Source organism: Cognatishimia sp. (assembly GCF_049116455.1).
Lineage (GTDB): Bacteria > Pseudomonadota > Alphaproteobacteria > Rhodobacterales > Rhodobacteraceae > Cognatishimia.
In genome coordinates, this window is the sequence record NZ_JAGDYW010000005.1 from 309,329 (window position 1) to 322,698 (window position 13,370).

A 13,370-nucleotide genomic window follows, 5' to 3' on the forward strand; every position below is an offset into this window, starting at 1 on the left:
GCCCAAAGATTTGGCAAAACTTCGGAGACAGCGATGCGACACCTATTACCTGCTTTGGCTATGGCTTTGGCGACTTCGGCAACGGCTCAGGATTTGGAAGGCAATGACACCGCCAGCAACTGGAAAGTGACGCATTTTGAGCAGTTCGGGATTTACCTGTCTTCTTGCGATGAACGCAGGGAAGCAGGCGCGCTGAAGCAACGCTGTTATCTGCGCTACGTCGATGTCTTTTCTCCGCGTCCCGAGTTCGCGGCGCAATTCTTTTTTGTGGTCAATGGCGAGGAAGGGCGCGAAGTGGATTTCGGTCTTGAGACCGGAACGCTCTTTGGCCCAAACGGGTTTCGGATCGAAGGGACTGACGGAGATATCTGGAAGACCCGACGCGTAGGCTGCCTGACTGGGCTGTCCTGTACTTTTGACGGCGAAGACGCAGATGAATTGCTGCAAGCTATGCAGGACGGTACGGGTTTTCGGTTCACCTTTCGCGACCGCAACGGCAATCCACAGGACTTAACCTGGCCGCTCGCGGGCTTTGCCGATGCGATGGCCGACTTTGCCGAACAAAGCGAAATTCGCGGTCTTTAAAGCACTGATTTGGTTGCATCCCAGTGGATTGCTCGCCAAGAATACGGCAACCAACAGGACAGGATTTGTCATGACAGACACAATGATTGCCGTGATCGGCGGCTCGGGCATTTACGATATCGACGGGCTTGAAGATGCGAATTGGACTAAGATCGAAACCCCTTGGGGGGATCCCTCTGATGAGATCCTGACAGGATCACTGAATGGCGTTAAAATGGCCTTCTTGCCGCGCCATGGTCGAGGCCATAAACATTCGCCGACAACCGTTCCCTATCGCGCCAATATTGATGCCTTGAAACGCATCGGTGTGACTGATGTGATCTCTGTCTCTGCCTGCGGGTCGTTCCGCGAAGAAATGGCACCGGGCGATTTTGTCATTGTGGATCAATTCATTGACCGCACTGTTGCACGGGAAAAGTCCTTCTTTGGCACAGGCTGCGTTGCCCATGTCAGCGTTGCCCATCCCACCTGCCCGCGTCTGTCAGACGCTTGCGAAACAGCAGGCAAAGCATCGGGCATCAACGTGCACCGTGGCGGCACCTATCTGGCTATGGAAGGTCCCCAATTCTCCACCCTAGCTGAAAGTAAAATGTACCGTGAAAGCTGGGGCTGTGACGTCATTGGCATGACCAATATGCCAGAGGCGAAACTCGCCCGTGAGGCAGAGCTTTGCTACGCATCCGTTGCGATGATCACCGATTATGACAGCTGGCACCCAGATCATGGTGAAGTTGACGTAACTCAGATCATCCAAACCCTGATGGGCAATGCCGACAAAGCCCGCGATATGGTGAAACGCCTGCCAGAGCTTCTAGGTGCCGAACGCAAAGACTGCCCACATGGGTGTGACAAGGCGCTGGAATTTGCGATCCTGACAGCTTCAGATGCCCGCGATCCGGCGGTTGTGGCGAAACTTGACGCGGTAGCTGGTCGGGTTCTCGGCTAACGCCTCTTGACGCTGCCGCATTCCGCTGTCTTTGCTTTCGGTAACTTGTTTTAAGAGGTTCCGATGGCATTTGATCTTTGGCTGGCCTTTGCGGCAGCGTCTACCGCACTCCTGATTATCCCTGGTCCAACAGTCTTGTTGGTCCTTAGCTACGCCATGACACAAGGGCGCAGCGTTGCAGTGGCCTCAGCACTGGGTGTGGCCGCTGGTGATTTGATCGCGATGACTTGTTCGGTGATCGGGCTTGGCGCCCTGTTTCTCGCCTCAGCAACCGCTTTTACCGTTCTGAAATGGGCGGGTGCGCTCTATCTTTTGTACCTTGGTATTAAAATGCTGCGCAGCCCCGCCAGCAAACCGGCGCTGACTGACAAACCGGCAGATCAACCGCCTGCGCGTGTCTTTCGTGATCTGGCAACCGTGACCGCACTGAACCCGAAATCAAACACTTTCTTCATCGCATTCGTGCCCCAGTTCATCCAACCGGAGGCAGCATTTGCGCCACAAGCGGCCATTCTGATCGCAACATTCGTAGGAATTGCAGGGGTGAACGCGTTAGTGTTCGCGTTGGGCGCAAACGCAATGCGTGGTCAAATCAGCCGCCCAAACATTCAGATGTGGATGACTCGCGCAGGCGGAGTAACTTTGATCGCAATGGCAGGCCTGACCGCCACTCTGCGTCGAACAAACTGAACGAATTGAAGTCTTTATTGGCAAAGATGTGATCAGACCGCGCGGCATCTGATCCGGCTTGGGACTTGCCATCATTGTCACCTTAGGCCAAACCCTAGGAAACCAAATTCGGGGATGAAGATGCGTAAATCCAATGACGTAAAAGACTATATTCGCACCATTGCGGACTTCCCGCATGAAGGCATTTTGTTTCGCGATGTAACCACCTTGTTTGCCGATCCGCGTGGCTTCCGCATGGCCATCGACCAGATGCTGCACCCATATGCTGGCGAACGGATCGACAAAGTTGTGGGATTGGAAGCGCGCGGATTCATCTTAGGCGGCGCAATTGCACACCAGCTGAGCGTCGGCTTTGTACCTATCCGCAAAAAAGGCAAGTTGCCCGGCACCACAATTTCTCAGGACTATAAGCTCGAATACGGTGAGGCGATTGTCGAAGTGCATGACGACGCCATTTCTCCGGGTGAGAAAATCCTCGTGGTCGATGATTTGCTGGCCACTGGCGGTACAGCAGAGGCTGGCATCAAACTGGTGGAACGCCTGGGTGGTGAAATCGTCGCCTGTAGCTTTATTATCGATCTGCCTGATCTCGGTGGCCGTAAGCGGCTTGAAGAGATGGGCATGGACGTCAATATTCTGTGTGAGTTTGAAGGGCTTTAAAACCCTTTCAGCACCGCACCGGGGTTCATGATCCCGTTAGGATCTAATGCCGCCTTGATTGCTTTCATGGCGGCAATTTTTGTTGGATCACCGTATTTCAGCAAATCGTCGGTCTTTAAGCGCCCTACGCCATGCTCTGCGCTGAACGAACCACCAAACTGTGCCACAAGATCATGTACTGCTGCTTTCACTTCTGGCTGCAAATGATTGAATTCGCTTTTATTCTTCCCTTCAGACGGGAAAGCGTTGAAGTGCAAATTACCGTCACCAAGATGACCAAAGCAATTCAACCGCAATCCAAATTCTTCGATGATCTTTTGCCCAGCCACAATAAACTCCGGCAGCTTGTCCAACGGCAACGACACATCATGACTGCTGATTGATCCAATCACCCGGTTCGCCAATGGAATGGATTCCCGAAGATTCCAAAAATCTTCACGTTGTTGCTCGGAAGCGGCGATGAAACCATCGTTGACCAGTTCGGCTTCCAAGGCAGCTTCAAAGAGGTCCTCCATTGCGCCCTGCCCGCTTTGGGCCCGGCTCAAACCAAAGTCCAGTAGAACAAACCACTCTGGATGATCAGCAAAAGGCTGCCTGACATCCGGCATGGTCACAGCAAGGAACTCTAATGCTTGTCGCGACATTAACTCAAATCCGCTGACCGCTTCGCCAACCATATCGCGCGCCATTGCCAACAAGGACAGCGCAGCCTGAGGATCGTTGACCACCATCAGAGCTGTTTCAAAAGCTGCTGGACGCGCAAAAAGCTTTAAGGATGCCGCAGTGATCACGCCCAATGTACCTTCAGCACCGATCAACAGATTTCGCAGATCATAGCCGGTGTTGTCTTTGCGCAAAGGCGTAAGCCCGTGCCAGATGTCACCGTTGGGCAGCACAGCCTCAAGCCCCAGACAAAGATCGCGCGCATTGCCATAGCGCAAAACATTGGTCCCACCGGCGTTGGTCGCCAGATTTCCACCAATCTGCGCCGTACCTTTGGCGGCAAGCGACAGAGGGAACAGACGGTCAACCTCGGCAGCCGCATCTTGAACGTCAGACAGAATGCAGCCTGCTTCGACTTCGATCACGTTGGAGTCTGGGTTTACAGCAAGTACTTTGCGCATACGTTCAAGCGAAATCACTATAGGGGATGGCAGGTCCTCGGAAACCTGCCCACCAACAAGCCCGGTGCCTCCGCCATAGGGAATGACAGGCGCTGACGCCGCATTGCAAGCCTTGAGAATGATTGCAACCTCTTTAGCGTTGCGCGGCAAAGCCACCGCTGCAGCAATGCCCTTTGCGCGGCCACGCGGTTCTTCCAAATAGCGAGGTTCTGCAGATTTCAAAGTGCCCGCTGGTAATTGATTTTCCAGCTTATCGAGAAAGGCCTTATCGGCAGGGTTCAGAGTCATTTCAGGCCTTTACCTTTTAAGCAACCGAATGCGCCAACGTATTGGCGAGTGCTAAGATCTTTTCGCAGGAATTCAAGTTTCTTGCGGTTTTTACGTCTGCGATCAAGTGTTTGTCCAGTTTCTCTGCAGCCTTGGATCGTCCATAGCCATTTGGCGTGGCGAGATAAAAGCACTGCTGATCCAGATGAAACTCTTCCTCTGCAGTACAGTGGGATCGTAACCCTTCAGCATCCAATTGCGCGCCTGCACTTAGAAACACCAAGTGCAAAAAGCGTTTGTCCTCAACTGTGAAGGGGCTGGTGGTAATCGCGGCCTCTAGGGCTGGAACCGTTAGCACAAGACCACTCGGTCGGAAGCCAAAGTTCGCTTCTATGAGGTCCTGCACCTCGGTTAGAACCGCCACGTGTTTCCGATCGCTGCGCAGGATTATATTACCGGTCTGAATATAGGTCTTGGCGCCATGATACCCTGCGTCCTTAAGGTTTTTACGCAGCTCTGTCATTGACAGCTTGCCAGCGCCGCCCACATTCACGCCCCGCAAAAGTATAATCAAAGTTTCCATAGCGAAGGGATATCATGCCCGCGTCGCAGGTCGAGGTTATTCTTCAACCATCAAATATTTGGGCTGCAATACGACAATGGTAGGCCGATCAGGCAGCGTGCGCAGTGAGATTTCGAGCGCATGGTCTCCTTTGTTTTCAACCAGATAGCTGTCTGACATATCAGATAGGAATTGGTTCAACGTGCCCGTTCCAAACCAATGCATCGGGATCACAACCGAAGCCTTCAACCGATTCAGAACACGTTTCATAGAAGGCAGATCCAAGGTTCGACCACCGTCCACAGCAGCCATCACCACATCCAGCCGCCCTAGGGCAGCATATTGCGCGTCATCCGGTTCGTGGTGCAGATGGCCAAGATGCCCTACACAAAGCCCGGCGGCTTCAAAGACAAAGATCGAATTGCCCTTGATCCCAACGCCACCTGCACGGCGGATGTCTGTGGGCACATTACGGATCAACATATCCTTGACCGTCAGGTGGTGTTCCGCCCCTTCGCTGCCATTGCCCCAGCCTTTTAACACATGCGGAATGGCCGGATCGGGCGACGGCGTCCAATGGCTGTCATGCCCAATGTTCATCGTGACCACATCCGGCAGAAAGGGCACATTACCAATGTAGCCAGTGAAATCCGTCACCGCAGAGGCGCCGCCCTCGCTGAGAACTAGAAAAGCCGCATGGGTGATATAGCGAATGCGAAGACTATCTTGCGCCACCGGGTCATCGAATGCAGCGCGGTGGATGAATTCAACACCCGGCAGGGCATCTGCAATGGCGATACAATGGCTGGGTTGTCGCTCTTGAGCAAAGGCCAAGGGGGCCCAGAACAAAGACAATAGAAAGACTATAAACGCGCGCATGATCGATCCTCCAGAAAAGAGGATAGCACAAATTAGTGCATATCGGGACTAGCCGGCGGTTGTACGCCCTCGGCGGTCGCTGCGCAGGCAGGCATAAAGCACATGGGTTCGCCATCGCCCGTTGATCTGCAGATAGCTTTGCGCCACACCTTCGTATTTGAACCCAGACCGCTCTAACAAAGCACGGCTCGGTGTGTTTTCCGGCAGGCAAGCCGCTTCGAGACGGCTGAGATCCATTTGGTGAAACGCATAATGGGTCACGGCTTCGATTGCTTCGCGCATATAACCTTTGCGGGCATGTTTCTGCCCAGTCCAATACCCCAAGGTCCCCGATTGCGCAGGGCCACGGCGGATATTGTCCAGCGTTATTGCCCCAACAATCGCATCCAGCTCACGATCTATCATAAACAGAGGCATTGCAGAGCCATTGTTAATGGACCGCTGCGCCCAATAGACACGGTTGGTGAAGTTCTTACGGATCAGATGATCATGCGCCCATTTTGGCTCCCATGGGATCAGGTAATCCGCGCTGCTTTCGCGCAACCACGCCCATTCGCGGAAATCAGAATGCACCGGAGGCCGAAGCGTTAGTCGTTCGGTCTCAATGCGGACTTTCTTCCTGCTCAGAAGCATCAAGCCGCACGCCTCTCCTGCAGTTGGTCCAAATCAGGTGCATTGGTCACCGGCCCATAAAGCGCCAAAGCGGCGCGGGCTTGTGTGGCCATATGCTCGGCAAAGGTCCGGACATCCTCGTTGGTCACGGCATCGATTTTCTCGACCGTTTCCTCAAGCCCCGGCACCCGGCCCCAGATCCCAACCATGCGCGCCAGACGCTCGGCACGGCTTGACGGGCTTTCCAGCCCCATCAGCATGCCCGCTTTCATCTGTACCCGCGCACGGTCGATTTCCTTAGGCGACATATCATCGGCAGCGCGTTTGAGCTCGTCAATGGTGATGGCCGCCAGCTCGCCGATTTGCTCGCCTGAGGTGCCCGCATAGATCGTGGTCATACCACTGTCTGAATAGGCTCCGGTGGAGGCATAGATCGTGTAGCAAAGACCGCGTTTTTCGCGCACTTCTTGGAAAAGACGTGAGGACATGCCCCCACCCAAAGCCACAGAATAAATCTGTGCTTTGTAAATGTTGTCATCGCGGTAGTCAGGACTTTCCAGACCCAACGCAAAATGCGCCTGCTCTAAAGATTTCTCGCGGCGGTATTCGCCCCCTGCAAAGCGCGCAGGTGTGTCGATCAATTTGCTGCCCGGCGTCATATGACCAAACATCTCTTCAGCCAGCTTCACGATTTCATCGTGATCTACGCCACCAGCTGCCGCCAGAACCATGCGTTCTGGCCCATAATGTTGACCGATAAAGCCACTGAGGTCTTCGCGACCAAAAGCTTTCACACGCTCTTCTGGACCCAGAATGGTGCGACCCATCGGTTGATCCGGGTAAGCGCGTTCCTGCAGCCAGTCAAAGATCACATCGTCTGGCGTATCGAGCGCTTGACCTATCTCTTGCAGGATCACCCCGCGTTCGACCTCTATTTCACGCTGATCAAACACCGGGTTCAAGAGGATATCGCCAATCACGTCCATCGCCAGAGGCACATCATTCTTTAGAACACGTGCATAATAAGCAGTGACTTCGCGACTTGTGTAGGCGTTGATATAGCCCCCAACATCTTCGATGGCTTCCGCGATCTGTAGAGCATTCCGGCGCTTTGTGCCTTTAAAGGCCATATGCTCTAGAAAATGGGCAATGCCGTTTTGTTGGGGCGTCTCGTGACGCCCCCCGGCTGTAACCCAAATGCCAATTGAGGCTGATTGCAAGCCGGGCATATGCTCGGTCACAATACGGAAACCATTTGAAAGAGTGTGTAGTTTTACTGTCAACGCGCGGCGATCCGGTCTTTGATGATGGTTTGCAGAAGTGCCAATTGATTTGGCACTTTGCAGAGCCGCTCTTCACGATCCATCAGGTCCGCCATATGCGGCGGCAAGCCCGGACGGGCACCCATGGCATCCTCAACCGCATCTGGGAACTTCGCCGGGTGGGCGGTGGCCAGAGTGATCATTGGCGTATCAGAAAGCTGCTCATTCGCCACCTTTACGCCAACTGCTGAGTGAGGGCAAAGCACTTCGCCAGTGTTTTTGAATTCTGCTTTGATGGTTGCAGTGGTCTCTTCTTCAGAGGCACGGCCGCTGGTGAAGTTTTCACGCAACATTTCCATGGCACCTTGGCTGATGGTGAAGGAACCGTCTTTCAGTTCTTCCATCAATTGCGCCACAGCTTCGCCGTCGCGATCATAGGCATAGAACAGTGCGCGCTCGAAGTTAGAGCTGACCTGTATGTCCATAGACGGGCTGATAGACGGTGTGACGCCACCTTTGGTGTAAGCGCCGGTTTCCATTGTGCGGTGCAGGATGTCGTTCTGGTTGGTCGCAATCACCAGCTTGTCGATCGGAAGACCCATTTGCTTGGCAATAAAGCCCGCAAAGATATCACCGAAGTTGCCGGTTGGCACGGTGAAGCTGACTTTGCGATGCGGCGCACCAAGGGAGGTCGCAGATGAGAAGTAATAGACCACCTGCGCCAGAACCCGGGCGCAGTTGATGGAGTTAACACCTGCCAGCTTTACGCCGTCGCGGAACTCAAAGTCGTTAAACATGTCTTTGACGCGCGCTTGGCAATCGTCAAAATCCCCTTCCAACGCCAACGCATGCACGTTGTCATCTGCCGGAGTGGTCATCTGTTTGCGTTGAATGTCAGATGTGCGCCCATCTGGATACAGGATAAAGACATCCACGTTATCCAGACCACGGAAGGCTTCCATCGCAGCAGAGCCGGTGTCACCGGAGGTCGCGCCGACGATGGTTACACGCTCGCCACGTCGAGAAAGCTCAAATTGAAAGAGCTGGCCGATCAATTGCATTGCAAAGTCTTTGAACGCCAAAGTTGGACCGTGGAACAGCTCCATCAGGTAGTGGTTAGGCCCCATCTGCACCAATGGCGCACGCGCATCGTGGCGGAATCCAGCATAGGCGCGCTCAATGATGCCTTTGAATTCTTCATCCGTGAAGCTTTCGCCGATGAACGGCTTCATCACGCGGAAAGCGATCTCTTCATATGGCAGGCCTGCCATCGCCGCGATCTCGTCTTGCGAGAACGTCGGAATTTTCTTGGGCACATAAAGGCCCCCATCACGGGCGAGGCCCGTCAGCATGGCTTCTGCAAAGCTAAGTTCTGGGGCATTACCCCGAGTAGAGACATATTTCACGGCGATTAAACCTTTTCTCGTGTGCGCATGCGGCGCAGGTAATACAGCGTCATGGAGACCCAGACCAGTGCCAGTCCGAACCATGTAACCGCGTATTGCAAGTGATCATTGGGAATGCCCGACGCAGTTACCGGAAAAGGCGTCACGTCGGTATTATTTGCGGTGTTTTCGCGCAGGACTATGAGGATGGGTTCAGCGTTTAGAACCTCGGCCATGGCGGCCACATCCCGCGCGAACCAGATGTTTTTACCGACATCGGGAGCAGGCGTATAACTGTCGATTTCATCGGGCCAATGCAGGTTGCCAATGATGTGCGTTTCAAAGGACGCACGTGGTGTGTCTTTTTGATTTGGTTTGATCCATCCGCGATCCACCATCAAACGTCGGCCATCCGTTTCAAAAGCCGAGACCACACGATAAATCGCACCGGTCTTTTTACTAGAGGCTAGGACGTGGATTTCGTCGGTGGTGATCTGCCCTTCACCTTCCACAGGCAGGTAACGATCCGCTTTGGCATCAGGGCTCTGCGGGATAGAGACAGGCGCGTCAGCGATGCGCGCATTGATCTCAGCAAGAACTGACTCTTTCCAAGCCAATCGTTGCACTTGCCAAGTACCAAGCCACAGCAGGATTGCCGTGCCAAGAATGCCAAAGAACAAGGGAAGGAAAAGACGGCGCAAGATGCTCGAAGCCTCAAAAAGACAAAACCGCGGCGCATGAACACGCCGCGGTTTGCTATAAACTTATCCGGTCAAAAGGTGCAACCTTTTGCAGCCATTCAGGGCTTACTGACCCCAGATGTAGACAGCTGCAAATAGGAACAGCCATACCACGTCAACGAAGTGCCAGTACCAAGCAGCCGCTTCAAAACCCACGTGGTGCGTTTTGGTAAAGTGACCGCGCTGCAGACGCATCAGGCAAACGAACAGGAAGATTGTCCCGATCAGAACGTGTGCACCGTGGAAACCAGTCGCCATGAAGAAGTTCGCAGCATAGATGGAACCAGAGAAGCCGAACGCCGCGTGGCTATATTCGTAAGCCTGTAGGATGGTGAAGAAAACACCCAGAACGATGGCAACGATCAGACCGTTTTTCATGTCACGACGGTTGTCTTCATGCGCCAGAGCGTGGTGCGCCCAAGTCGCGGCACAGCCAGAGCAAAGTAGGATCAGGGTGTTGATCAGTGGCAGGTGCCATGGGTCAAATGTTTCGATACCCGCTGGTGGAAACACACCGTCAATCGCTGGGCTGTCTGGGCCCATTGGGTAGATCGCGTGTTTGAAGAAGCTCCAGAACCATGCTGCGAAGAACATGACTTCGGACATCACGAAAAGGATAAAGCCGTAGCGCAGGCCGATTTGAACAACCGGTGTGTGGTCGCCTGTTTGGCCTTCTTTGGTGACTTCAGACCACCAAGCAAACATGACGTACAAAACGCCAGCAAGGCCCATCAGGAACAGCCAAGAACCCATGTCCTTGAACATTAGAACTGCGCCAAACAGCATAAAGAAGCCAGCGACCGAACCCATGAAAGGCAGGATCGACGGCGGCAAAATGTGATAATCGTGGTTTTTAGCGTGCGCCATGTGGAGTTATCCCTCGTTGGAGGTTTCTTTAGTTTCTATTTCTACAGCCTGACCCTCCTGGGTCAAAGCCGCGATTTCTTCGGGGAGATCGATTTCGTAGAACGTGTAGCTCAACGTGATTTCCTTGACGTATTTCGCGTCTCGGTCTTCAACGATCTCGGGATCAACAAAGAAGGTGACTGGCATATCAACCCGTTCACCTGGCATCAGCACCTGCTCTGTGAAGCAGAAGCAATCGATCTTGGAAAAGAACCCACCGGCCTCATAGGGCGCCACGTTGTAGCTCGCCTGCCCTGCGATGGGGCGGTCGGTTGGGTTATAAGCTTCATAGAACGCCAGACCAGTTTCACCGATCTTGATTTCCATTTCCAACTGCTGTGGCTTGAATTCCCACATCATGTTGCGATCTTTGGAAGCGTCGAATTTGACTTTGATGGTCTTCTCGAGAATGGTCTCGGAACCAGCATCCGCTTCTTGCGTGATGCCGCCAAATCCTGTCACACGGCAGAACCAGTCGTAAAACGGCACAGAGGCATAGGCCAAACCGCCCATGATGCCGACGACGCCTACAAGTTTTACAACGGTCTCCGCGTTCTTATCCATTGTCCGCCCCTTGCTGGATCGATGCAGGTTCAAAATCACCTCGGGTAACTTTGACAACGGTCAACCCCATTAGCAACGCGACAAAAGCGGCCAGGACAAGCGCAACGCCAAGGTTGCGACCAAAGCGGCGTTTGTGGATTTCGTGCTGTTCAGGAAAGCTCATATTACCAGCCTCCAAGGCCATAAGGGGCCAAAGCAACTTCGGCCAGGATCGCGCCAAAGTGCAGGAATAGATACAGCAGCGAAAATGCAAAAAAGCTTTTCTCGCGCTTGTGATTGTCTGCTTCACACTGCGCATCTGAACGGCGCCAGATCGAAATGGCTCCAATCACAAAGATCGCATTCAAGACAATGGCTACTGTCAGGTAGATCCAGCCACCTACAGAGGTGAAAGCCATGCCAACAGCAATCGCTGCCAGAAGCAAAGTGTACACAAGGATGTGGTTGCGGGTCACAGCCCGGCCATGGGTCACATGCAGCATCGGCACGCCCGCATCCTTGTAGTCAGATTTCATAAAGAGGCACAGCGCCCAGAAATGCGGTGGAGTCCACATAAAGATCAGCGTGAACATCAGTACGCTCTCGATAGAGACACCGCCGGTCACAGCCGCCCAACCGATCATTGGAGGGAAAGCACCCGCCGCGCCGCCGATCACAATGTTCTGCGGGGTCCAGCGCTTAAGCCACATGGTGTAGATCACCACGTAGAAGAAAATAGTGAAGGCCAGAAAACCGCCAGCGATCCAGTTAGTTGCAAGGCCAAGCATGACAACGGACATCACCGAAAGGGTCATGCCAATCGCAAAGGCTTCGTCCTTAGAGACCTTACCAGATGGAATGGGGCGGGTCTTGGTGCGGGACATGACCTGATCGATATCAGCGTCATACCACATATTCAGCGCGCCGGATGCGCCGCCACCAATGGCAATGAACAAAATGGCACAGAAGGCGATAAACGGATGTACACCACCCGGCGCTGCCAAAAGGCCGACCATGGCGGTGAAGACCACCAAGGACATCACGCGAGGCTTCAACAGAGCGAAGTAATCCCCGAAAGAGGCCTCGTTCTCTTGCGCTTGCGAATGAATGCTGGCGTCGCTCATGGTCTGTCCTGTTCACAAGGAAGGGCCCGGCCCTCCCAACGGATTATTCGTCGTTTTGATTGGGCGCGCCGCATCGAGAGCGCGCGCCCATCAGTCACTTAGTTTGCAGTCGCAACCTGGAAAGTAGGCGCAACGGTATCGTTAGACGCCAGATCCTGAGAAGATTTCACCCAAGCGGCGAAGGCTTCTTTGCTGACAACTTCAACTGTGATTGGCATATAAGCGTGGTCTTTACCGCAAAGCTCAGAACACTGACCGAAGTACACGCCCTCTTGCTCTGCTTCGAACCAAAGCTGTGCCAAACGGCCAGGTACAGCGTCTTGTTTCACACCAAAGGATGGGATGGTCCAAGAGTGGATCACGTCATCCGCTGTGATGCCCATCACAACAACAGTATCAACAGGCACGATCACACGTGTGTCTGTCGCCAGTAGGAATTCGTCTTCCTGGTAGCCGGTTTCAACGAGCTTGGCGCGCATTGCGTCGTTCAGCACGAACGGCTCAATGCCTTCGTCACCCTCACCCAAAGTCGCTGGGTGGCCGAGCATATAGCTGTCAAATTCCAGCTCTTGCTCTGGGTATTCATAAGTCCAGTACCACTGGTGGCCGGTCACTTTGATGTACAGTTCACCCTCAGGGATCTCTTGCTGCTTGAAAAGAACTGGCAAAGAGAAAGCACCGATGAAGACCAGAACCAGAATAGGAATAATGGTCCAAGCGATTTCGATTGGTGTGTGGTGTGTGAACTTGGAAGGTGTCGGGTTGGAGCGTTGGTTAAAGCGCACCATGCAATACACCAGAAGCGCTGCCACAAAGATAACAATCGCGAAGATGATGTAGTTGATCATGTTGTCCAGAGACTGAATGTCACGAGACAGTTCGGTGACTGCTGGCTGGAAGCCAAGTGCTTTGTCTACTGGTTTGCCGAGATGTTCGGCGTCTTGAGCAAGTGCTGGAAGCGCGGAAAAAGCTGCCCAGAGGCCCATGAGGGTCGAAAGAATTCGCATGTGTCACCCTGATCGGTTGCGTATTTGGTCGTGTACTGCGGGGAGATTCCTACCACATGGACGGAATCCCATTGTTTT

Annotated in this window: 16 protein-coding genes; 4 read left to right on the forward strand and 12 right to left on the reverse strand. The window is 53.6% G+C overall.

Translation table 11 applies throughout. The features are described 5' to 3' along the window. Window positions 1–33: 33 nt before the first annotated feature. From JXQ85_RS13475 to JXQ85_RS13490, 4 genes are all read left to right on the forward strand, one after another. Entirely contained in the window at window positions 34–585 is a 552-nt protein-coding gene (locus JXQ85_RS13475; protein WP_421749459.1) for a hypothetical protein, read from the forward strand. A 70-nt stretch (window positions 586–655) separates the two neighbouring features. Further along, entirely contained in the window at window positions 656–1,531 is an 876-nt protein-coding gene (locus JXQ85_RS13480) for an S-methyl-5'-thioadenosine phosphorylase (RefSeq protein WP_421749460.1), read from the forward strand. 63 nt (window positions 1,532–1,594) lie between these two features. Then, window positions 1,595–2,221 (forward strand): LysE family translocator, encoded by a 627-nt coding sequence (locus JXQ85_RS13485; protein WP_421749461.1) that lies wholly within the window; start codon window positions 1,595–1,597, stop codon window positions 2,219–2,221. 120 nt (window positions 2,222–2,341) lie between these two features. Continuing rightward, window positions 2,342–2,881, forward strand: a complete 540-nt coding sequence (locus tag JXQ85_RS13490; RefSeq protein ID WP_421749462.1) for an adenine phosphoribosyltransferase — start codon at window positions 2,342–2,344, stop codon at window positions 2,879–2,881. Here the strand turns inward: JXQ85_RS13490 and JXQ85_RS13495 are convergent. From JXQ85_RS13495 to coxB, 12 genes are all read right to left on the reverse strand, one after another. After that, entirely contained in the window at window positions 2,878–4,293 is a 1,416-nt protein-coding gene (locus JXQ85_RS13495; protein ID WP_421749463.1) for an FAD-binding oxidoreductase, read from the reverse strand. The genes JXQ85_RS13490 and JXQ85_RS13495 overlap by 4 nt on opposite strands. A gap of 16 nt (window positions 4,294–4,309) precedes the next feature. Beyond that, window positions 4,310–4,855, reverse strand: a complete 546-nt coding sequence (locus JXQ85_RS13500; protein ID WP_421749464.1) for a DUF1697 domain-containing protein — start codon at window positions 4,853–4,855, stop codon at window positions 4,310–4,312. A gap of 36 nt (window positions 4,856–4,891) precedes the next feature. Beyond that, window positions 4,892–5,713, reverse strand: coding sequence for an MBL fold metallo-hydrolase (locus JXQ85_RS13505; RefSeq protein WP_421749465.1), 822 nt, complete (start codon window positions 5,711–5,713; stop codon window positions 4,892–4,894). A 48-nt stretch (window positions 5,714–5,761) separates the two neighbouring features. Next, a complete protein-coding gene (locus tag JXQ85_RS13510) occupies window positions 5,762–6,346 on the reverse strand; it encodes a GNAT family N-acetyltransferase (RefSeq protein ID WP_421749466.1) in 585 nt (194 codons plus the stop codon). Continuing rightward, window positions 6,346–7,608, reverse strand: coding sequence for a M16 family metallopeptidase (locus JXQ85_RS13515; protein WP_421749467.1), 1,263 nt, complete (start codon window positions 7,606–7,608; stop codon window positions 6,346–6,348). Before JXQ85_RS13515 ends, JXQ85_RS13510 begins: the two co-directional genes overlap by 1 nt. Further along, window positions 7,605–8,993, reverse strand: coding sequence for a threonine synthase (gene thrC / locus JXQ85_RS13520; RefSeq protein WP_421749468.1), 1,389 nt, complete (start codon window positions 8,991–8,993; stop codon window positions 7,605–7,607). Before thrC ends, JXQ85_RS13515 begins: the two co-directional genes overlap by 4 nt. Before the next feature lie 5 nt (window positions 8,994–8,998). Next, window positions 8,999–9,676, reverse strand: coding sequence for an SURF1 family protein (locus JXQ85_RS13525; RefSeq protein ID WP_421749835.1), 678 nt, complete (start codon window positions 9,674–9,676; stop codon window positions 8,999–9,001). Window positions 9,677–9,778: 102 nt separating this feature from the next. Next, window positions 9,779–10,579, reverse strand: a complete 801-nt coding sequence (locus JXQ85_RS13530; RefSeq protein WP_421749469.1) for a cytochrome c oxidase subunit 3 — start codon at window positions 10,577–10,579, stop codon at window positions 9,779–9,781. Window positions 10,580–10,585: 6 nt separating this feature from the next. Further along, window positions 10,586–11,182 (reverse strand): cytochrome c oxidase assembly protein, encoded by a 597-nt coding sequence (locus JXQ85_RS13535; RefSeq protein WP_421749470.1) that lies wholly within the window; start codon window positions 11,180–11,182, stop codon window positions 10,586–10,588. Further along, the gene (locus JXQ85_RS13540; RefSeq protein WP_265020308.1) at window positions 11,175–11,345 is read right to left on the reverse strand and encodes a hypothetical protein; all 171 of its coding nucleotides are present in this window, start codon (window positions 11,343–11,345) and stop codon (window positions 11,175–11,177) included. Before JXQ85_RS13540 ends, JXQ85_RS13535 begins: the two co-directional genes overlap by 8 nt. Before the next feature lies 1 nt (window position 11,346). Continuing rightward, entirely contained in the window at window positions 11,347–12,285 is a 939-nt protein-coding gene (gene cyoE / locus JXQ85_RS13545; RefSeq protein WP_421749471.1) for a heme o synthase, read from the reverse strand. A 98-nt stretch (window positions 12,286–12,383) separates the two neighbouring features. Continuing rightward, the gene (gene coxB, locus JXQ85_RS13550) at window positions 12,384–13,292 is read right to left on the reverse strand and encodes a cytochrome c oxidase subunit II (protein WP_421749472.1); all 909 of its coding nucleotides are present in this window, start codon (window positions 13,290–13,292) and stop codon (window positions 12,384–12,386) included. Window positions 13,293–13,370 lie beyond the last annotated feature (78 nt).